This window comes from Pseudomonas sp. MPR-R2A5 (genome assembly GCF_058793055.1).
Genome location: NZ_JBXAFK010000027.1, coordinates 22,742 through 45,273, shown reverse-complemented (window position 1 = coordinate 45,273; position 22,532 = coordinate 22,742). Strand labels below are relative to the sequence as shown.

The window sequence follows — 22,532 nt, the reverse complement described above, 5'->3', positions numbered from 1 at the left end:
CGCGGAACCGGAACAAAATAATAATGAGACCTGCGATGAACATCGACAACACGCATATCAAGAACCTGATGAAGGTCATCTCGGACCCGGCATTGTTCAACAGCCTCTCCGGGAACATTTTCGAGCGACTGATATTCAACAATCGGCTACTGATCATCGTGTTATGCCTGCTGATCACTCTGTTTTCTGGGTTCCAGTTGCGCAACCTGACAGTGACCACTAGCTTCGACAAGATGCTGCCTCACGGCCACCCCTTCATCCAGAATTTTCTGGAAAACCGCAGCAATCTTCGTGGCCTAGGCGACTCTGTTCGGTTCGTAGTCGAGAACCGTAATGGCGATATCTTCCAGCCCGAGTACCTCAAGCAGCTTGCACAAATCAACGACGAGATTTTCCTGATTCCGGGCGTTGATCGCGCCTGGATGAAATCCATCTGGACGCCGGTAGTGCGCTGGACTGAGGTCACAGAAGAAGGCTTCATTGGCGGCCCAGTCATGCCCGTCGACTACGACGGCTCTCCCGCCGCGATCGAAAAATTGCGCCAGAACATCGCTCGGGCCGGCGTGGTCGGCAATCTGATTTCCAATGACTACCGCTCCAGCATGATCGAAATCCCTCTCATGCTAGAAGACAGCGATGGCAAGGCGTTGAGTTACGAAGATTTTTCCTCGGCGCTGGAGCGAGTCAGGTTGCAGTATGAGAGTAAGGACCTGGGCATTTACATCACCGGGTTTGCCAAGCTTTCCGGCGACATGATTGATGGCCTGTTCAGGGTCATGATGTTCTTCCTCGTCGCGACCATCGTCGCGGCCCTGATCATCTATTTCTACACCAGGTGCCTACGCAGTACCGGCCTCGTGCTCGTTTGCTCCATGGTGGCGGTTATCTGGCAACAAGGTCTGATCACTGTATTCGGCGGCGTGCTGGATGCCTTTACCATTCTCATCCCGTTTCTGATCTTCGCCATAGGTGTCTCTCATGGCTGTCAGAAAATGAACGGTATCTCACAGGATATTGCCCGGGGGACTCACCCCTGGGTGGCTGCGCGTTATACCTTCCGGCGTCTATTCATGGCCGGCCTGATCGCACTGATCGCCGATGGTGTGGGCTTCGCCGTACTGGTGCTGGTTGACATTCCGATCATTCGCGAACTCGCCCTGTCGGCAAGCCTTGGTTTTGCCATGTTGGTCATAACCAATCTGATCCTGCTGCCGGTGTTGTTGTCATTCACCGGAATTAGCCAGGAAGCGGCGAAGCGCCACCTCGCTGACCAGCAGGATACGATCAGACAATTAGGCATAGACCGCGTGTGGAAAACCCTGGACAGGTTTACCGAAAGGCGCTGGGCCATCGTGGCCATTCTGGTGGCTATGGCACTGTCAGCATTTGCACTAACCGAAAGAACCAAGTTGCAGGTCGGAGACCTCGAAGCCGGCGCTCCGGAGCTTCGCCCTGACTCCAGATACAATATGGACAATGCCTTCATCACTTCCCACTTCGGCGTTTCAAGCGATGTGTTCGCAGTGATGATCAAGACGCCCATCGATCAATGTGGCTCTTATGAAACGCTGGTCGAAGCAGATCGGCTGGCTTGGGAACTGTCCCATGTACCTGGCGTACAGAGAACCACTTCGCTAGCCGATACCGTGCGGGCCTACACCTCCGGCAGCTTTGAAGGAAGCCCGAAGTGGTTGACCATCAGCGATAACAAAGGAGTGGTGTGGCCCCAAGTCAATAATGCGTTGACCTGGAACTCTGAGCTTCTCAACAGTGAATGCTCCCTTATTCCGGTTCTTGCCTACCTCTCCGACCATAGGGCAGCCACCCTGGACCGTGTGGTCGCCGCAGCCCAGAATTTTGCCGACAATCACAGTACTCCAGAACGGCAGTTTCTGCTCGCGGCGGGGAGCGCAGGCATTACGGCAGCTACCAATATCGAGGTCAAGAGTGTTCAACTGGAGATGCTGCTGGCCGTATATGCCGCGGTTGCCCTGCTTTGCCTGCTGACCTTCCGTAGCTGGCGCGCAATGATAGTCGCGATTCTCCCGCTGATCCTCACCTCGCTTCTCGCCGAGGTTCTCATGGTGCAACTGAACATCGGGTTAAAGGTTGCAACGCTACCAGTGGTGGCATTGGGCGTGGGGGTCGGTGTGGATTACGCCCTGTACCTGTTGAGCGTCCAGTTAGAAGGACAACGCTCCGGCCTATCGTTACAAGAGGCCTACCGACGAGCCATTCAATTCACCGGCAAGATGGTTGCCTTGGTGGGGGTGACGCTCGCGGTTGGCGTGGTGACTTGGATGTGGTCGCCCATCAAGTTTCAAGCCGACATGGGCATACTTTTGGCGTTCATGTTCATATGGAACATGCTGGCAGCCTTAATATTAATTCCCGCGCTGTCGTACTTTCTGCTTAACGACAAATTATTCAAAAAAATCGATCATACCACCAATAAAAACACAACAAAAGTAGCGCGCAAAAACACGAAGACTTCTGAGACAGGGTCAATTCAGAAGTCCATAGAAAGCACCTGTATCAATCAATGATTATAAAACCTTTTTTGACATAGTGAGGTTCTGATGAAAATACCGTAACACTCCCACAACTCCAGGCAGGGAATATTTGAGAGACCAACCTAAGTCGCTAACAATTCATCTGCACCCTTGCCTCCGAGCGTGCCGCTTCCAGACTTATAATGTGTTTAGGATAAAAATAAATTGCGAGGACACATGAAAAAAATCATATTTGTTAATGCGCTGCTTATTGGCATGTTGGCGGCTACGCAATACGTGGCGGCTGATGAAAAGCTCGGCGGACCCGTCTTAACTAAATTTGGCGCCATACAAGGCGCTAACGCTGCGGGCACCATTCCCCAATACTCTGACGCGCCCATCCCTGTTCCAAGTTGCTATAACCCAGCTGAGCCAAATTATTATTGTGACCCTTGGAACGACAGCCCCTCCCATTCCATCACTGCACAAAACATGGATCAATACGCAAACTATCTGACCGAGGGCCAAAAGGCATTATTGCGCAAATATCCGAATTTCCGCATGGATATTTATCCGACTCGGCGAACCGCTCGACTCCCTGAATATCTATTGGAAAACACCATCAAGAATCAGGAGTCCTGCCATACGATCGACAATGGGCTTGGTGTCGACGGCTGCTATGGTGGCGTGCCCTTCCCGATCCCGAAAACGGGCAATGAAGCGATGTGGAATCACTTACTGAAATTTTCCGCTCTTAACAAATCCATCAAAGCCAAATCCATTCTTGTTGATAGCGATGGTCGACGAATCATCGTGGGCGAGCAAGATTTATATGTCACACAACCATTCTTCGATCCAAACATTAAAAAACCCATGAGTGGTAATGACCCTTATTACCAAGGCCGCCTGGAAGTGAGTGGACCAGCACGGAGAAATGGTGAGAAGATCATGATTAATCAAACCGTAAATGGTGATCAGCGAGCATATCAATATCTTACGGGGCAACGTAGAGTCAAGTTAGCACCTGATTTGGCGTACGACACACCCAGCCCCTCGACAGGCGGCATATCGACAATGGACCAAGAGAAACTTTTCTTCGGAAAGTTGGATCGCTATGATTTCAAGCTTATAGGAAAAGAAGAGAAATTCCTGAATTACAACAACTTCAAGGCAACCGACTATAAGAGCTGCCCGGAAGATAAGTATTTCACCAAGAACTTCCCCAACCCTGAATGTACCCGCTGGGAATTGCATAGGGTCTGGCATATCGAAGCAACTTTGAAGCCAGGTTTTCGTCACATTTTGCCCAAACGCGATTTCTACTTCGATGAAGATATGACGTTCGCGGGAACCGTAGACAACTATGACTCGTCGGGAGTGATTTTCCGAGTGGATAATGCCATTAGCTACCCCTTCTATGTCTCAGGCTATGGTGGTGCGGCCGAGTCAAATACATCAATTGATGTTCGCCGTGGCTCGTGGTCGCTGGGTTTCTTTAGCGGCTTTCCCGGTGGTGGACAGCAACCAACTGGAGAGTTTCCTTCGTCATTTTATACCCCTGAAAGTCTCGCAGGTCAGGGTATAAGATAAATATCTCCAGAAAAATACGGACTGTGATTGAATCTAGCATTACGGTCCGTACTATGAAATGCAGGTAAGGCTGGCGTTCAACGGATATCCCGACAGGATATTTGTCAGCACTAAAATTCGGCATCGTCATCGACTGCAAGAAGACCAGCAACAAGCTAACGCAAAGAAAAATCGACAAATAACTTTCGAATGGGTGGACTGAAAACGAGATGCCCACACTTCCATCCCCTAGAGCGAAGTTCGCGCTGGCTGCAATCCAAGAAATTCTACATTAACTAATATACTCTGGTTAATCCCATAGCAAGTACTCCTATACCCTACGCGGCTTTGTACCTGGCTCAGCAGCCTGCTCGAGCCTGGCATCAACCGCTTCGTCTTTTTGTCCCCTCCCGAACCGGGAGTTCGGGCACGTGTGCTACTTGCAGGGTCGCGTGCAAAAGATGAAGAATGCAGTAAGAACCTGATGTGATAAACCCTTCTCCTTGCCCCCGAAATACAGATCCCGCTGCAGGGTCATGGGTTGATTTGCTGAAGCCGCACTGCCTGCCAACTTTCTTCACATTGCACCGAACTGGGTAAGCGACGCCAACAATCCATACCGAATTCAATACCGGCCATAACTCTCCCGACTGCGGGTATGGGCCGTTCTAATTTGAACCGGAAGATCACGTTACTGAGGCTGCGGGCTGTTGGGGCATGGACCTGACCAATCTTACGGTCCGATGGTGTACGATAAACACCCCGCACTTGTTGCTTAGATATCTCCAGCCGCTCTCACAAGTTGCTAAAAATGACTGCACACGCCAAGAGCTTTCCATGAAAAAGCACGTCCGGTTCATTACCGGTGCGGGCAACGACCAGGGTCTGTTAAGTGCTAAGCGTACACTGACGAGCGTGATGGGTGGTGTCGCCAAAAACATCAATGCAAATCAATAGCCTTGGCTATTCTAATAACAAGTGCTGCAATGCCAGACGCTGCTTTGCACCGAGCCCTGCTACCTGTTCGAGATACGCATCAACCGTTTTATATTGTTGCTCGATCACGTCGAAGGCCGCCGCGAGATACTCTTCCTTTACCATCATTAGTGGTTGAATCACCGCGGTGGGTGGCTCCTCTCCAAAGATGGCGAAAAGTGCTTGTCTGATCGCCGCTTCGCCCCGCTGGCCATTCCAGCGTCTGGCCGTCAGCAGATAGTCTTCGATAATATCATCCAGGGGAACTTCCAACGCAGTGAGCAGCAAGGCTGCCACAAACCCCGTACGATCCTTTCCTGCAGCACAGTGAAAGACCAGCGGCAAGTTGGAACCCGCTAATATTTGCTCGAAGAATTGCGGCAGGCGGCCTGCAAACGCGGTTGGAAATTGCCTATAAGTTGTCAGCATGGCTTGGTTCGCCCCCTCGGTCGAAGGAGAGGCCAGGAGCAACTCGCTCATTACCGCATACTCCGCGCGCAGATCTGCGGCTATGTCCAGGTGCAAGGTATTGACCGGGCTATTTTCAGGCCAACGAGTGGGTACCTGTTCTCGTTCACGCTCACTGCGAAGATCGCAGATAAGACGAATACCGAGTTTTCTAACCACTTCCAGATCATCCCTAGTCAACTCCGCCAATCCTTCCGAACGAAAAACCAGATTATAGCGAAGTCTTCTGCCATTCCTTGTTCTGTAACCGCCCAGATCCCGGAAGTTTGGTGCTCCCGCCAGCAACGGACGGTCATTCATAAATGAAGGCATCGCGATTTCCATTTGTCAATATTGCAAATGTCTCAGTTTTAAAAATATGTTACTTTTCTATAACATTAACTCAACATACACATGCCCTACACACAAAATATCGTCGGAATCGACGAACCACGCTGTCAGCATTCAATCGTCGTCCCCCAGACTGGAAATTACTTTTCGTGCCCCCTTGCCTTTCCAGTCATTTTTTGCCAAGTTTAAGAGACCTCATGGCATATAGGCTCTGCAGAATATGTCTCATCGGACTTACGACAGTGAAACGATACCGATCTCCAGTCAATACTCCCGTCTGCTGGCGAGGGAAATTGGCATCGGAGAAAAGCAGCTTCCCTTGCTACTTCGCGGCACGGGCATTCAGGCTGTCAACTTCATTAACGACGATATACTTCTTACGCCGAAGCAACAAATAACAATAGGCCTAAATGCCTATGCAATATCAGGCGACGAAGGGCTTGGACTGAGAGTGGGCAAACTATTAACCCCTGAAATTTATGGGCCGCTAGGCTTTTTAGTCAGCGCATGTCCAGATCTTGGCACGGCCTTGGAACACTTTATAAGCTTTTTACCTTCTCATATTTCTCTTGCAAGCTTGAGCACCAGCACAGACGATAACTGGATTATTTTCAAGTTAGGGCTTCGCTATACTGACCATGAGATTATTCGTCGGGCGGCCGTTGAATCCATTTCCTTGTCGCTGCTGTCATTGATAGAGGCGATTATTGGAAAAGAACTCGATGAGGGTAGACTTTGCTGCAGCTATCCGCCACCGAGCTATCACAAGTCGTTTGCCCGCTACTATCGTCTACCTGTAGAATTTAATGCTGCCGATGACCGACTCTATATACCAAAGTCCCTGGCGGCGTACCCGAATCTAATTTCCAGCAAGGCCAATTACTTATACGCACTCAAGATTTGCCAAAGCATGTCTGGAAAAATTTCAACGCGGGGAATGACCACCAAGGAGCGAGTTGCTCAGCTACTGTTGTCTGCGCCACCGGGCACTTTTACTGAAGACAGCGTTGCAGAATCCCTCCTTATTTCCAAGCGGACATTAATTAGACGCCTGACAGAGGAAAACACCACATATAAAACAATTCGTGACCGTTTGCTTTCGAACATTGCAGCCAGCCAACTTTTGGAAACCACTGACAGTATCGACTCAATCGCCACGCTTCTCGACTATCATGACAGCTCCAACTTCAGGAGGGCATTCAAAAAGTGGTTCATGATGACGCCAGAGCAGTTTCGAAAACAAAAAAGGAAACCCTGAAATAGAGGCGAAACCGGTTTCTGGGAAGTTTGCGCGACAGCGTAAGTCGTGACGCCGAGTGGCGAATGATGGGCGCCGCCCTTCTTCCGCTCGCGGTAGAAGGGACCCTGAGGGAGGAGCAAGATGCTCCCCCTCCTTCAGGGGGCGGTGCGAGATGGATGATGAACGTGGATAAAAACATTGCATTCCTGCACGGCCATTCTTCCTGCACGGCCCGGAATAACCTTGTTCAGCTGGGTGCAGCTTAGCGCAGGGTTTCTCCCGCGTTCGCCTTTTCCAGCAGCAGCGCTGGAGGCGCAAAACAGTCTCCATAGGCCTGCGCCAGCTCCTCGGCACGCTTAATGAAGCGTTCCAGCCCGTAGCCGTTGACAAACTGCAAGAAACCACCGGTCCATAGCGGAGCGCCGATGCCCAGGATTGAACCGACATTACCGTCGGCTACCGAACGCAGAACGCCTTCTTGCAGACACTTCACCGCCTCAATGACCTGCCGGAACAACAGGCGGTCCTTGATATCCTCGACCGATACAGACACCTCGGCCTTGTAGAACAAGTCATAAAGTCCAGGCCAGATGGTTTTTTCGCCATCCTGAGGATAATCGTAAAAACCTCCGCCATAGTGGCGACCGGAACGGCTGTGGTCCTTGATGAGAATATTGCCGACCTCGTCGCTGTGGCTGTTATCAAAGACGGTGGAAAACACCCCCATCTCCTTCTGTGTTTCATTGACCTTGCGCATCAACTCCAGACTGACCTCGTCCAGCACGGTCAGCGGGCCAACTGGCATGCCGATCTGCTTACCGAGATTATCGATCAGCAGCGGATCGACACCTTCAAGCAGCAGTTTGCAACCTTCGTCGAAGTAGCTACCGAAGGTACGCGAGGTAAAGAAGCCCAGCGAGTCATTCACCACGATCGCGGTCTTGCCGATCTGGCGAGCGAAATCGAACGCCTTGGCCAGGGTTACATCACTGGTCTGCTCGCCACAGATGATCTCCACCAGCGGCATTTTTTCCACGGGCGAGAAGAAATGGATGCCGATGAAGTTGGCCGGACGCTTCGATGCCTGTGCCAGCAAGGTGATTGGCAAGGTCGAGGTATTAGTACCGAGCACAGCCTGCTCCTGCAGGTGCGCCTCGGCCAGTTGTGTAACCTTGCCTTTCAGCTCAACACTTTCGAACACGGCTTCGACGATGAAGTCCATGCCTTGTAAATCAGCATAATCCGCGGTGGGTTTGATCAGACCGAGAATCCCTGCCTTTTTTTCTTCGCTCAAACGACCTTGGCTAACCAACTTGGCGAGCTGCTTCTCGACATTCGTCTTGCCCTTCTCAGCCGATTCCAGGCTGACATCCAGCAGTACCACTTCGATACCGGCTTTGGCCGCGACATGGGCAATACCGTTACCCATCATTCCAGCACCGAGGATACCGAGCTTGCCAACTTTGCTCTTGTTGACCCCCTCAGGCCGGTTGGAGCCACCGTTGACCTCGTTCATCTGGAAGAACATGGTGTTAATGATGTTCTTTGCCTGCACGCTGGCGGCCAGGTAGGTAAGTCCGCGGGTCTCCACCAGCAGCGCGGCATCGAAATCCAGCAGCGTAGCCTCGGCAGCGACGGCTAGGATGCGTTCCGGGGCCGGCAACAGGCCACGGGTGTTCCTGGCCGTCATTGCCAAAGCACCAGCGACCATCTGCGCGACCTGCGGTTGCTGCACCGTGCCACTTGGAATCTTGTGCCCCTTGCGATCCCACGGCTGAGCACCGCGCACTTCATCCTTCGCCTGCGCCTTGATCCAGGCTTTGGCGGCTGGCACCAACGCATCGACTTGTTCTATCAGTTCGTCCACCAGACCAAGACCTAGCGCCTCGGTCGGCTTCAGGCGCTTGCCTTCCAGCAGCAGCGGCAAGGCTTTTTCCAGCCCGAGAATATGAACCAGGCGCACGATGCCGCCTGCACCCGGCAGCAGGCCGAGCGACACTTCAGGCAGCCCCACGATTGCGGAGGAATTGTTGAGTAGAACGCGATGATTACACGCCAAAGCGATTTCGAAGCCGCCACCTAGGGCTGCACCGTTGATGGCCGCCACCACCGGTACCGGCAAACGCTCCAGGCGGCGCAGATCGTTCTTGGTCTGCTCAATCTTCCCCTGGAAATCGGCCTCATCGCCCGGTTTGAAATCGGTCAGTTCGTTTAGATCGCCGCCAGCAAAAAAAGTACTTTTCGTCGACGCGATGACCACGCCGGTCAGACCCGCTTCCTGCTCCAGGCGCTGCACAGTAGCCGTCATGATGTCGCGATACAGCTGGTTCATCGCATTAACTGGTCCCGGCATGTCCATGGTCACGGTGACGATGCCATCGACGTCCTTCTCGTACTTGAATGCGCTCATAGGTTATTTCTCAAAATTAAAAATGATCCGCCACGGCATAGGCCAGCTGCGGCGCGTAATGACTCAGAGGCGTTCGATGATGGTGGCGATGCCCATGCCGCCACCTACGCACAAAGCGATTAGGCCGCGCTTGAGATTACGCCGCTCCAGTTCGTCGAGCACGGTGCCGACTAGCATCGCCCCGGTGGCACCAATCGGGTGGCCGAGGGCGATGGAACCGCCATTGACGTTGGTGATCTCCGGCGAGATATCAAGATCGCGCATGAAGCGCAGTACCACCGAGGCGAAGGCCTCATTGATTTCAAACAAATCAATGTCCTTTACACTAAGGCCCGCCTTGGCCAACGCCTTTTTCGCCGCTGGCCCAGGGCCGGCCAGCATTAGCGTGGGCTCGGTGGAGAGCACTGCTGTGGAGACAATCCGCCCGCGCGGCTTGAGGCCCAACTCTTGACCAATCCGCTCACTACCAAGCAGCGTGGCGCTGGCACCATCAACGATACCCGACGAGTTGCCGGCGGTGTGGATGTGCTCGATGCGTGCCACCTGCGGGTACTTGCGCAGGGCAATGTCGTTGTAGCCGAGCTTGCCCATGGCGGCGAACGATGGCTTGAGCTGGCCCAGGGCTTCCATGGTGGTAGCGGGCTTGATGAATTCGTCGCGCGCGAGGATGACCAAGCCATTGATGTCACGTACTGGCACCACCGAACGGTCGAAATAGCCGCTATCGCGTGCGTGTGCCGCGCGCTGCTGAGAGAGCAACGCGAAACGGTCGACATCCTCGCGAGAGTTACCATCAAGCATCGCCAGCAGATCCGCGCCAATGCCCTGTGGCACCGATTGCAGTTTGAAGGCGATTTCCGGATCCTGAATCCAGGCGCCGCCTGCGCTGCCCATCGGTAAGCGTGACATGGACTCGACGCCGCCAGCCACGATCAGATCCTCCCAGCCACTGGCGATGCGGCTTGCCGCCTGGTTCACCGCCTCCAACCCGGAAGCGCAGAAGCGATCGATCTGCACACCCGGAACACTCTCGTCCCAACCGGCGTACTGCACAGTGCACTTGGCGACATCACCACCCTGCTCGCCGACTGGCTGGCCGCAACCGAGCACCACATCGTCGACCCGTGCGGTATCCAGATCATGCCGAAGCTGCAGTTCGGTGAGCAGCCCGGCAGCCAGGTGAACCGGCTTGACGGTGAACAATGAACCGTCCTTTTTGCCTTTACCACGCGGCGTGCGGACGGCGTCGTAAATAAATACTGCCTGTGACATCGGAAGTTCCTCGTTGGCGATTTCGATTGCATGACCGAAGCCTAGGGAACACTCCCTTCAACCACATCGTCGGAATCGACGATCACCGAAACGGAGTTCATTAGCACCATCCCGCCAGCGTCCACCCCACAAACGCGTAGGCAAGCCCACACCGCATTCATTATGCGTACTTCCAGTGGAGTAAATGCCCAACTGCAAAATGAAAGCCCTTGCACAGAAAACCGCTAACCCCTAAGTTTAGATAATGTTAATAAGAACACGCGGGCCGCCGCATGGCTGCCTAGCAAAGGACTCGTGATGCATCCGACTCAGCGCTCCTCGCCATACATCTCACGAACCAAGGTGACTGCCCCCGCTACCTCGCATTTTGAAGTACCTCGTCAAGCCATCCTTGAACGCGCCGGCAAAGCCGACACCAGTCGCGTCATTCTGGTCCATGCTCCGGCAGGCTTTGGCAAGACCACGCTCATGACACAATTGCTGGTCCGCTATCGCCATCAGGGTGTGACCACCGTATGGCTGACCCTCGATGACGGCGACAATGACGTCTCACGTTTCCTCGGAGGGTTGTCGACAGCGCTCTCTAAGCTGCAGAGCAGCACTACGCTGATTGATCTGTCGCAAATGCGGAACGCCGACCTGGTTTCTTGGATATTGGAGCAGATCGCCGAAAACAGAGCTCCGGTGGCGATCTTCTTCGACGACTTCGAAGCTATCCGCAACCCCGTTGTTCTTGGCCTTATTGCCCGAGGAATCGAGTCAATCCCGAGCAAGGCCTACCTGGTGATCGGCAGCCGCACGCTGCCTGATATCGGGCTTGGCCGGCTGCGCGTTCGCGGGAACTTGACCGAAATCGATGCCGGAGTGTTGCGCTTCAGCGCCGACGAAACCCGGGATTTCCTCACTCAACGCCGAGGCGTGAGCCTGAGCGACCTTCAGGTAGAACAACTGCATGCAAGCACGGAAGGTTGGGTCACCGCCCTCTGGCTCGCCTCCCTGGCCCTTGAAAACCATGGTGATACCGACAAGTTCCTGGCCTCCTTCTCCGGCTCCAATACGGCAATCGCCGCCTACCTGGCTGAGGATGTGCTCGCCGCACTGCCTGAGCCTCTACGACATTTCCTCCTACGCAGCAGCGTACTGGATGAACTCAGTCCGTCACTGTGCAACGCCGTCTGCGCTCGTAGCGACAGCCTCGAAATACTGCACGAACTGGAACGCCATCAGTTGTTCCTCGTCCCCATCGATGAACAACGTGACCTGTATCGCTATCACAGCCTGTTCCTCGACTTTCTTCGCCACCAACTGCAGCGTCGGTACAGCGAGGAGCTGACGACCCTGCATCTGGCTGCCTGCAATGCTTACCTTGAGGAAGGTCGAGAGATTCCGGCCATCCGTCATGCCCTGCTGTCCGGTGATACGAAAGTCGCCCTGCGCCTGCTATATGAGAATGTCGATACGCTGTTAAGCCAGGGGCGCCTGCGCCTGCTTGCCGAATGCATTGGCCAGCTCCCCAAGGTGGAGTTGGTGTTGCACCCTCAACTGAGGCTGATCCATGCTTGGTGCACGGCCTTCACTTGGGGCCCCAAGAAAGCCCTGATGCTGGTATCGGACATCGACAGCGCTATCCTGACGTCCGAATCCGCCGCTTACCTTCTCGCCCTGCGGCCGATGCTGCTGGTCATGATGGACCGCATAGAACAGGCGCACGAGGTAGGCACGCAGGCGCTCACGCAGGTTTCCATCGACCATCCTTTCGCTTGGGCCATGCTCAACCAAGCACTGACACAAACCAGCATTATTCTGGGGCGGCACCAGGAGGCCCACCATTTCGTTGATGAGGCGCGCAGGGCGCAGAGCGACTCGGAAGGCGCCTTCGGCTTCGTACTCGCAGAGTCGGCAGAAGCCCTGCTCGACATGATGGCCGGCCGCCTCAAGCAAGCGACAGCCCGCCTGAGGTTGGCCACCACGATGCTCAAGGCGTCACGCCAGCGCGACCGCAATGGCAACGCCCTGGCCGCGATCCAACTGGCCGAAACCTTGTATGAAAATAACGAGTGCGATGAAGCGCAACGACTGCTGCTGATCTACACACCGCTGGTTCAGGATCTTGGTCTCTCCGACGCCCTGATCACCGCCCATACGCTGTTGTCCCGTATCGCCGACGATAAGGGTGATCGTGATCGCGCGCTCCAGCTTCTCTCCGAGCTCGAAACGGTCGGACACCGGCTTGGTCAGCCGCGAGTCTCGGCCAGCGCGCGCCTAGAGCGGTCCATGCTGACCCTCGCCCACGGTGATCATGCTGGCGCGCTCGAACAGTTGGCATTGGCCGAACAGTCCCTCCCTTGGTCTGAAGCCGTGAGTTTTTGGTTCATTGCCAACGACACGCTGACCCCGACCATCGCCCGACTGCGCTGGATGATTCGCACGGGCTCGGCCAACAAGGCCATCGCGCCACTGCGCAGTGAACTGGCAGAGGCCGAACGCCTGCTGCGTGGCCGCCGGGCGCTGAAGCTACGGATTCTACTGGCCGAAGCCTTGCACTGCGATGGCCAGTCAAAAATGGCGCTGCGCACCCTCGAACGTGCGCTCACGTTTGCGCAATCAGAAGGTTTCGTCCGCACATTCTTGGAAGAAGGCGCGACTGTACAGGCCATGCTCCGGGAGCTGCACAGTGAACAGGACAGTGACCCCGAGCAGGAAACGAACATCGGCCGCTGGCTGCGTAGCAGCACCTCAGCCCAGACACCGGCAGCCGCCGGCACTTTGGTAGATCCGCTGACGCAAAAGGAATTGAGGGTTCTCGGCCTGCTGGAGCAGGGACTGTCCAACGCGGCGATGGCAGAGAAACTGTTCGTATCCGACTCGACAGTTCGCACCCATCTGCGCAACATCAACCTCAAGCTGCACGCCAACAGCCGCACTCAGGCAATTGCAATCGCGCGCAATATGGGGCTGCTGCACTCCTGATGCCTAGCCGGGTGCCGGCAGGCTGGTAGACTGGTGGCCTCACAAGCTCCGCGCGGCGACGCAGACAGTGTAGCCGCGCCACCACTCCCGGACCGGGTGTCGGCATTCTCCCCCCGCCCAGAGCATATCGGCTATATCCCGGCACTGAACGGTACGAAAGTACCGGGACAACCACTACCCGACGATCACGACATACGTGCGCGGTACTCATCGCGCAGCAAGCGTTTGAGCAACTTTCCATTGGGCTCGCGGGGCAGACTGTCAGCAAAATCGATCACTCGCGGGCACTTGATTGGCGACAGCTGATTCCGGCAGAATGCGATCAGTTCGTCGGCCAGAGAAGGATTGGGCTCCACCCCTGGTTCCAGCTGCACCACGGCCCGTACTTCCTCGCCGAGGTCACTGTGCGGCGTGCCGATAACCGCCACGTCGAACACCTTGGGATGGGTGACCAGCACGTTCTCGGTTTCCTGCGGATAGACGTTGACCCCTCCAGAAATAATCATGTTGTTCTTGCGATCGGTCAGATACAGGAAGCCGTCCGCATCGATATGGCCGATATCACCGACTGTCACCCAGCCCTGCTCATTGTAGGCTTCCCGAGTCTTGTCTTCATCCTTGTGGTAACTGAACCGTGGCCCATTGGCGAAGTACACCAGACCATCCTCGCTGGCCGGCAACTCCCTGCCGTCCTCGCTGACAATATGCAGCTCGCCGAGGATCGCTCGCCCCACGGTGCCCGGTCGTTCCAACCAGGTCTTGCTGTCGACCATGGTCGAGCCGATGGTTTCGGTGCAGGAATAGAACTCGGCGAGGATCGGCCCCCACCAGCGGATCATCTCGTGCTTGGTCGGCACCGGGCACGGCGCTCCGGCATGCACCGCTACCTTCTGGCTCGACAGGTCGTAGCATTCGCGCACCTCCTGCGGCAACGCCAGCAGACGGTGGAACATGGTCGGCACCCACTGACTGTGGGTGACCCCATAAAGCTCGATGGCCTTCAGGGCATACTCCGCATCGAACTTCGATGCCATGATCAGGGTGCCGCCAAGGATGGTCATGCCCTGCCCCCACTTCATGGGCGCGGCATGGTAGTAAGGCGACGGGGAGAAATATACGGAGTCCTCGCCCACGCCGAAGCCGCGCTGCATGAGACCGGCGATCACCGCCGTGCTGCCCAGCGGCAAGCCGCTCAACGTCGGCTTGACACCCTTTGGTCGTCCCGTGGTACCCGAGGAATAGAGCATTTCGCTACCTTCCACTGCACCGCGAATAGGGGTGTCGTCGAATGCGGAGACAGCATCATCGAGCAGTTTCAACCCTGCCACCGGATCCAGGCTGTAGATCTTCGGTGGCTTCGGCAGAGCACGCACGGCATCGATGATCCGATCTGCCGTTTTGGCGCTGACCACCAACACCTGGGCTTCGCAATCAGCGACTATATAAGCTGCCTCGGCGTCGGTCAGGCGTGTGCTAATAAAAGTATAATAAAGGCCCGCGTAATGGGCCCCCCACTGTACGGCTGGGCATTCCAGACGATTTTCAAGGCAGTAAGCAACGTGATCTCCAGGCTTCAGGCCGAGCCATTGATAGAGACGACCGAGCTGGTTGGCATAGGTATCCAGAGCTTTGTAGGTCAGCGTGGCGCCAGTTTCGGCCATGATCACCGCAGGCTTTTCAGGAGAACGCCCAGCATGCACACCGGGATATAGCAGGGGTTGTTTGTCGCTCATTTCAGCGGCCTCATGATAGTTAGCATTAAGCTCATTCGTGCTAGTGCACGCAGTTCTGGTTGTTGTTTTGGTCAAAAATGCTTCAGCATCCAGCCAAGAATCTTCCGCACTCGAGGTTTGTAGGGTGGGAAGAACATGCGGGCCAGCAATATCTGGGTCTTGACGATCGCGCGTTCGTGGGAGAAGGCCCGGATGCCCCACTCCCCATGGTAGCTGCCGATACCAGAGTTGTTGACGCCACCGAACGGCAGGTTGTGATGCAGGAAATGAGCGGCGATGTGATTGACGCAGGTACCCCCCGAGCTGGTACGAGCGATGAGCGAATCGGCAGCCGCCTGGTCTCGCGTCCAGATGTAGAGCGCCAGCGGCTTGGGTGCCGCGTTGATGCGCTCGACCACTTCGTCCAGCCCATCGAATGAGATGATCGGTAGCAACGGACCAAAAATTTCCTCGTGCATGATGCGAGCATCATCTGGAATGTTGCCGATCAGCGTCGGCGACACGAAATGCGCCTCAACGTCCACCTCGCCGCCGTAGAGTACGCACGCACCGCGCGCTTTCGCATCATCTATAAGGCCTGCGATTCGCTGAGTGTGGCGTACGTTGATGACGCGCGACAGTTCAGCGTTCTTCGCCGCATTGCCCTCTCCATACCAGGCATCCAGGTTGCCGCATAAGCTCTGGACGAAGCGATCCTTGACCGAACGATGAACATATATATGGTCAGGCGCGATGCAGGTCTGCCCACTGTTGATGAACTTGCCCCAGGCGATGGTCTTTGCCGCAAGCTCGATATCCGCCGTCTGATCCACTATGACCGGCGACTTCCCACCCAACTCCAGGGTAACGCTGGTGAGATGTTTCGCCGCCGCTCCCATGACGATTTTGCCGATGGACGGGGAACCTGTGAAGAAGCAGTGGTCGAACGGCAGATCCAGCAGGGCCTCGGCCACGCTGGCATCTCCCTCGAACACGGCGACCTCCGACTCATCGAAAACCTCGCGGATGATCCGGACCAGTACTGCCGAGAGATTGGGCGCTATTTCCGAGGTCTTGATAATTGCCGTATTGCCACAGGCGATGGCGGGAATCAGTGGCCCTAGGGACAAGGTCACCGGGTAATTCCAAGGAGCGATTATCAAACAGCGACCGCGCGGCTCATAACGAATCCAGGCTTGGGTGCCAAGCATCATCATGCTGGAGCCTACCCGGCGAGGTTTGAGCCACTTCTTCAATCGCCGACAGTAATCGGCGATATCCATGATCACCGGCATCATTTCAGTGAAATCGACCTCTACAGCCGGCCGTTTGAAATCCCTAGCCGCCGCTTCAACGATAGCTTCATGGTGCGCCAGCAACACGGCACGCAGCCGTTTCAACTTGGCAATTCGCCCGTCGACCGTTGACGTGCGCAAACGCAAGGCGGTCTTGCCCTGCTCCTCGAACACCCTGCGGATATCCGCTGCAAGCTGCGGCGTAAGAGACTCCGGTGGGCATATCGATGCTGGTACAACAGACATGGCTCATCTCTCTACAAGTCTTAGGCAGCTTGCATCATCGGGCAATCATGCTCGCTGGAAATCGTCGTAAACGACGACACTGAACGCCTCCGCCATCTCTAGCATTCACCCATCAGTCAGTAACGACGGAACAACCATGGGTATGTCTATGATCGAGAATTACCAACCGCGCTGGATGAATGAAGAGCTGGTGGCACTTCAAGACCTCGCCCGACGCTTCGTTGCGCAAGAGATAACGCCCAACCAGGAGCACTGGTATGAGCAAGGCGCGACTGATCGTGAGGCGTGGCTCAAGGCCGGGAAAGCCGGCATACTGCTTCCGGACATATCCAGCGAATATGGCGGTTCCGACGGCACCTTCGCTCATGAAGCGGTACTGTCCCAGGAGCTTTGCCTGTCGGGTGACACCAGTTGGCGCTGCGGGCAGCAGATCCATCTGATCGCCGCGCACTACATCGAACGCTACGGCACTGAAGCGCAGAAGCTGCACTACCTGCCGAAACTGGCCAGTGGCGAATATATCGCCGGCATGGGAATGACCGAACCCAGTGGCGGTACCGACCTACAGAATATGCGCACCCGCGCAGTGAAGGCGGGCGATCACTACATTATCAACGGTGCCAAGACCTTCATCACCAATGGCTCAACCGCCGACATCCTGGTACTGGCAGCGAAAACCGACCCCAAGGAAAAGGCCAAAGGCGTCTCGCTGTTCATCTTCGAAACGAGCAACCCCGGCTTTCGCGTAGGCAAACGCCTGAAGAAAATCGGTCTGCACGGTTCCGACACCTGTGAACTGTTCTTCGACAATTGCGAGGTGCCGGAAAGCGCCCTGTTAGGCGGAGTGGAAGGACGAGGCTTCTACCAGATGATGCAGGACCTCACCTATGAGCGCACCCTGACCGGTGTCAACTGCGCCGCCGTCATGGAGCATGCATTCCGCGTCACCCGCGACTACGCTCACGACCGCACCATGTTCGACAAGCGCCTGATCGATCTGCAGCATGCCCGCTTCGAGCTGGCCGAGGTCAAGACTGTGGCCACCATCGCCCGGGTATTTTCCGACTTCGCCGTCGAACGCTACCTGGACGGCACCATCACCAGCGACATCGCCTCGATGAGCAAATGGTGGATCAGCGAGCGACAATGCGAAATCGTCAGCCGCTGCCTGCAACTGTTCGGCGGACACGGCTATATGCTGGAGTACCCGATAGCCCGCATGTATGTCGATGCCCGCATCGAACCGATCTACGCCGGCTCCAACGAAATTCTCAAGGAAATCATCGGTCGCGGACTATAACTGGCGGACCGATCGCCTGAGAGCGTCACCCGAACACCCTGCGAGAGCTAGGCTTTCGCAGGGTGTTTTTTTGAGGGCTATCTTGATGAGCGCGTCAGCATCGGTCGGTTTCAATCTCGGCAAACACAGTTTTCACCTGCACGGCGTGGATAATAGCGCGTCAAAAGGTGCACGCACATAAAAACCAGAAACCAGGGAAAGCCCTAGTTTCTGGTTTTGTTTGAGCCCGCGACGACCAGGCTCAATAAATAGACGCCCTAGGCCTGCGCTTTCTTGAAGGTAATGTCCAGCTTGTTCAAATGGACATTAATATCCAATATCACCGGAACATAATCCTTTAGCGTAATCTCGGAATCGAGCTTGATATCGTCCATTTTCTCGACAATGGCTTTCAACAAGCATTTCAACTCCACCCTTGCCAACTGATTACCGATACAGACATGAGGGCCGGAACCAAAAGACAAATGACGGAAAGCATTTGCCCTATCAGGAACAAACTCTTCTGACTTATCACCAAACAAGGTTTCATCCATATTGCCGGATGACATGACTACAAAAGTCAACGAGCCAGCAGGTATAGTCACTCCCGACACGTCTGCATCTGCAGTGGTGACACGGGGAAGCATCCTGACCGGTGCATTCATGCGCAAGGCTTCTTCAATGAATGTTTGGTAAGCCTTGTCCTTTTCTTCCGCTTCGACATTGCGCAGGTAGTCAATGAACGTCGGGTTTTCAGCCAATGTCTTGAACAGCGAGACAATAACCAAACTTCCGGTTTCATGCCCGGCGACAAGAAAGCCCGCAGAGATGGCCAGTATCTCCTCATCGGAAAGCTCACCGCCATTACTATTAACGATGTCATTCAGCACGTCATCATAATCTTGTTCTTTACCACGTCGGCTTGCTATGTGTTGAATAATAAAGTTCTGCATCTCGGCCAGATCATTTCCGATTTGCACAGCCTCTTCTTCCGAGCTGATTCGATTACCGGCACAGGAAGTGTATGCCTGCGTCCAACGTTTAATGTCGGCGCTGCGTTCGCGAGGCACGTCTAAAAGATGGGCGATAATAGAAACAGGCAAAGGCACTGCCAGTTCTTTCATCACTTCCATTTTTCCCGCATCCAGGACATTATCGAAAATCTCTTCAATGACATCTTCGATGTATTCCTGAAACTTCATGACCCTGGGCTTGGAAAATGCCAAATTAAGGGCTTTCCTGACACGTGTATGCTCAGGCGGATCAGTCATCGGCAAGATGGGTGCAAAGGGACCGTGGGCTTTTTCCACCAGGATTTCATTCACGGTTTTTTCGAATTTATAAGCATGAAAGAGAGCCAGCGCGCTTGAAAAAAGATTCGGCTGATTGAGGACAGAATGCACGTCTTTGTACATCGTAATAACATATGCATTGAGAGTGGTGTCAAAATAAACCGGGCGCTCGTGGCGTAGCTGCTTAAAGAACGACGTCGGATTGGCTAAAGTTTCAAGATTGGTAAAAGAGCTCATCATGATAATCTTCCTTATTCTATTCTAAGAAACGGACTGCTTGCAGCTTGTGCAGTACGCCTAAGATAAGTGTTGAGAAGATCGTCTGTTAGGTCATTTTGTGCCATGAAGGGGTCATTTTGCGCCAACCGTTCTACGCGGCTCAAAGGCTTCTCAAATGGCAGCCAACATTGCTACAGCATGATGGCACATATCGTACGGACAGCGACTAGGGCATGGCGCATGGCAAGGGTGTAGTGCTCGCAACGTGGCGAATAAATGGCGGGCCTGCGTCACGTGTTGCTCGAGTACGCTACCTTGTTCGGGGGGGTTGTAGCTAAAAGCTTTCTTACCCAGACTCCGAGGTATCGTTTCGCGTTTCGATTCGGATCATCATGCGTGAGAACCTTTCACCAATAGGCAGCGCAGATACTTGTAGCCGCGCTTGCTGATGCAGAGCAACTCGCCTTACCCCAGTTGAATACTGTCGACGTACCCACCCGAGTGAGGTGGCAAAGTCGAGTGAGCCTTTGTAAGTTGAAGCCTCGCCGACGTCGGCCACCAGCATGCTAGCCGTGAGAGGGCGGATGCCGGGGATTCTCAACGAGCGCATGCCAGCTGCGTCCTAAGTCAATTGCTGTTTGATCTCGACATCGGTCGCTTTGATGTCTCGAGTCAGACGTTGAATATCGAGCAGCATTCGCTCAACCGCAATGCGCAGTCGAAGCGGCAGTTCGTGGTTTTTCGTTAAGGAGGGTATCTACTCTAGAGTGGCATATCCAACGGGGAAAATGACGCCGAACTCCAGCAGAAAACCGTTAACCTGATTGGCAATTCCCATGCAATTATTCACCCAAGACTTACGTGCTCGGTAGCAGGATCTGCTGCTCAAGTGTTTCTATCGGAACCGAGCGGGTTTAGGTCGCGACGCTGCTTCGCAGATGGCCTCTCCATTGAAAAAGTCATTCTTGTTGCCGGTGACGTAGGCCTTCACATGCTGCGCCGCGATTAATTGCACTCGGTGGCCTAAGCCCTCAATCTGCCTAGCCAGCCGGTGCGAACCGCTACAGGACTCCATGGGAGTTTTGCAATTTGGCGAGTGCTTGCGCAAGAGCTGACTTCCTCTGGCGTCCTGGCTATGCGAGTGGAAGGTGTTCTTGCCGATGTCGATACCCAAAAGCGTCACAGTGTTTACAAGTGATCTCCCCTTCGGCAAAGAGAAAAGCCCGGTAAGTCTAGACTCACCAGGTCTCTCGAACCGGGCTGATCATCTCATTAAGGAAATCAGTATTATTTGGGGATGAAATTGCACATCAGTGTCGATGCGGGGTCCGGCCTGGCGCACTGCCTTGTGGACACGGCGGCAGCGAATCAGCTTTGCTCAATCTGGTGCATGCTAGCCTTCACTTTGCCCTGAGCGAAGTTTCGGTCGCGGTCATCGCAAACCTCGGTGGGAAAAAGAGACTTGATGGCTTGCCGATTTAGCGACGGACTCATTACCGAGATCGTCGCTTTCGACGAATTTTAAAAGCATCAACCCATTTAATCTTAGGTTAGAAGGTAGACCTTCGTCAGTAGCTAGGTCCCCTCAGTCATCACCTCATACAAGTGGGCCTGAGAAGGCCAACCGCTCGCAAACTCAACAAGCGCTCAATCGCCTGTCGCATCATGAAGTGGCCACCTCTATAACGAACTTTTTCATAAATTTAAAACTTCCGTCATTTAACGTCCCAGCCAGCAAGAAGAAGCACCATGTCTAAAATTGAAGAATTGAAGCGCAATGCCATAAATTTGATTGCCAAGCACGGCTTCGACTCCGTTTCTCTCCGTCACCTGGCCAGAGCAACTAACATTCAAGCGGGTTCAGTTTACGGGCACTACAAGAACAAAAACGAGATACTACTAGAGTTATTGATAGAGTACATGGAAGACTTGATTACAGCATGGAGCGAAAAAAAGAAAAAATTACGCGACCCCAAAAAACTACTAACCGCATTCATCGAAGTCTATGTCAACCACCATTACGCTCACAAGAAGGAGAGCCTTATTCTTAGCCTGGATATACGCAGCATGGATAAACAAAACAGAGCACAAATTGATCTACTTACGAGCAGCTATGAAAATGAATTGATCAGCATCCTAAAAAAAGGCGCTCTCGCCGGCACATTTAAAATCGACGACTTCAACATGACTAGCACTGCGTTAAAATCGCTACTCATTGGTATCTGCGGAACCTATTGCCTTCACGAGGCACACAGTCAAAAACAAGTTTTTGAAAGCCTTCTATCGATCGCATCGAACATGTTAAAAATATAAAATACTAATACACGCTCATGCAAACAACTATAATTTTTCGATACATCTTCTCTACATTCAAAAACATGCCCGTTAAAACCAAACCAAGATAATACTCGTCAGCATCACCTCAGTGAGCAGCAATAATCGGCCAAAATAGCATATCGAGCGGACGATGGACTGACGCATACGCCCATGGAGAAATCTACCACCTCAATAGCTGTTCTGAGCACCAAAAAACCTTGAAATAATAATAGGACTAATAGGTAATTACGTCGCTTCACTCAGAGCCTACCGGCAACTAAAAATGCAAAAAACATCGTCGTATTGGACGATTTTTTGTCTACCTCTATCAAAACTGCTTAGATCGCCATTATCCATACATTTACAACCTGAACTTGCTGTAAAAAACTGACGAGCGGGCACCAGACACTTCAAATTCTGGCGTAGCATTAGTCATCCTCACGGTAA

General features: G+C 54.0%; 13 protein-coding genes. 6 read left to right on the top strand and 7 right to left on the bottom strand.

Features of this window, described 5'->3' with window-relative positions; genetic code table 11:
- Window positions 1–35: 35 nt before the first annotated feature.
- Together AC1Q6I_RS19410 and AC1Q6I_RS19405 are read left to right on the top strand one after the other, a co-directional pair.
- A complete protein-coding gene (locus tag AC1Q6I_RS19410; RefSeq protein WP_256581222.1) occupies window positions 36–2,546 on the top strand; it encodes an efflux RND transporter permease subunit in 2,511 nt (836 codons plus the stop codon).
- 183 nt (window positions 2,547–2,729) lie between these two features.
- Window positions 2,730–4,082 carry a DUF1329 domain-containing protein gene (locus AC1Q6I_RS19405; RefSeq protein ID WP_102624045.1) on the top strand — a complete coding sequence of 451 codons (1,353 nt, stop codon included), beginning with the start codon at window positions 2,730–2,732 and terminating at the stop codon, window positions 4,080–4,082.
- A 942-nt stretch (window positions 4,083–5,024) separates the two neighbouring features.
- Here AC1Q6I_RS19405 and AC1Q6I_RS19400 read toward each other — a convergent pair.
- Complete coding sequence (locus tag AC1Q6I_RS19400; RefSeq protein WP_158244429.1) at window positions 5,025–5,816, bottom strand: tyrosine-protein phosphatase; 792 nt, start codon at window positions 5,814–5,816, stop codon at window positions 5,025–5,027.
- A gap of 238 nt (window positions 5,817–6,054) precedes the next feature.
- Here AC1Q6I_RS19400 and AC1Q6I_RS19395 point away from each other — a divergent pair, with 238 nt between their 5' ends.
- A complete protein-coding gene (locus AC1Q6I_RS19395) occupies window positions 6,055–7,092 on the top strand; it encodes an AraC family transcriptional regulator (RefSeq protein WP_102624047.1) in 1,038 nt (345 codons plus the stop codon).
- A gap of 244 nt (window positions 7,093–7,336) precedes the next feature.
- Here the strand turns inward: AC1Q6I_RS19395 and AC1Q6I_RS19390 are convergent, their stop codons facing one another.
- Both AC1Q6I_RS19390 and AC1Q6I_RS19385 read right to left on the bottom strand, forming a co-directional pair.
- Complete coding sequence (locus tag AC1Q6I_RS19390) at window positions 7,337–9,484, bottom strand: 3-hydroxyacyl-CoA dehydrogenase NAD-binding domain-containing protein (RefSeq protein WP_102624048.1); 2,148 nt, start codon at window positions 9,482–9,484, stop codon at window positions 7,337–7,339.
- Window positions 9,485–9,547: 63 nt separating this feature from the next.
- Window positions 9,548–10,756 (bottom strand): acetyl-CoA C-acetyltransferase, encoded by a 1,209-nt coding sequence (locus AC1Q6I_RS19385; protein WP_102624049.1) that lies wholly within the window; start codon window positions 10,754–10,756, stop codon window positions 9,548–9,550.
- Window positions 10,757–11,053: 297 nt separating this feature from the next.
- On the opposite strand from AC1Q6I_RS19385, the gene AC1Q6I_RS19380 reads away from it, so the two are divergent.
- Window positions 11,054–13,726, top strand: coding sequence for a winged helix-turn-helix domain-containing protein (locus AC1Q6I_RS19380; RefSeq protein ID WP_102624050.1), 2,673 nt, complete (start codon window positions 11,054–11,056; stop codon window positions 13,724–13,726).
- 185 nt (window positions 13,727–13,911) lie between these two features.
- Here the strand turns inward: AC1Q6I_RS19380 and AC1Q6I_RS19375 are convergent, their stop codons facing one another.
- Window positions 13,912–15,459, bottom strand: coding sequence for an acyl-CoA synthetase (locus AC1Q6I_RS19375; protein ID WP_173903812.1), 1,548 nt, complete (start codon window positions 15,457–15,459; stop codon window positions 13,912–13,914).
- A 71-nt stretch (window positions 15,460–15,530) separates the two neighbouring features.
- On the bottom strand, window positions 15,531–16,979 hold the full coding sequence (locus AC1Q6I_RS19370; protein WP_102624051.1) for an aldehyde dehydrogenase family protein: 1,449 nt from the start codon (window positions 16,977–16,979) through the stop codon (window positions 15,531–15,533).
- 136 nt (window positions 16,980–17,115) lie between these two features.
- Here AC1Q6I_RS19370 and AC1Q6I_RS19365 point away from each other — a divergent pair, with 136 nt between their 5' ends.
- Entirely contained in the window at window positions 17,116–18,279 is a 1,164-nt protein-coding gene (locus AC1Q6I_RS19365) for an acyl-CoA dehydrogenase family protein (RefSeq protein ID WP_256581221.1), read from the top strand.
- Between the two features lie 257 nt (window positions 18,280–18,536).
- On the opposite strand, the gene AC1Q6I_RS19360 is transcribed toward AC1Q6I_RS19365, so the two are convergent.
- The gene (locus AC1Q6I_RS19360; protein WP_102624052.1) at window positions 18,537–19,790 is read right to left on the bottom strand and encodes a cytochrome P450; all 1,254 of its coding nucleotides are present in this window, start codon (window positions 19,788–19,790) and stop codon (window positions 18,537–18,539) included.
- 325 nt (window positions 19,791–20,115) lie between these two features.
- Window positions 20,116–20,334 (bottom strand): hypothetical protein, encoded by a 219-nt coding sequence (locus tag AC1Q6I_RS19355; RefSeq protein ID WP_256581223.1) that lies wholly within the window; start codon window positions 20,332–20,334, stop codon window positions 20,116–20,118.
- Window positions 20,335–21,518: 1,184 nt separating this feature from the next.
- Here AC1Q6I_RS19355 and AC1Q6I_RS19350 point away from each other — a divergent pair.
- Window positions 21,519–22,082, top strand: a complete 564-nt coding sequence (locus AC1Q6I_RS19350; RefSeq protein ID WP_102624053.1) for a TetR/AcrR family transcriptional regulator — start codon at window positions 21,519–21,521, stop codon at window positions 22,080–22,082.
- Window positions 22,083–22,532: the final 450 nt, after the last annotated feature.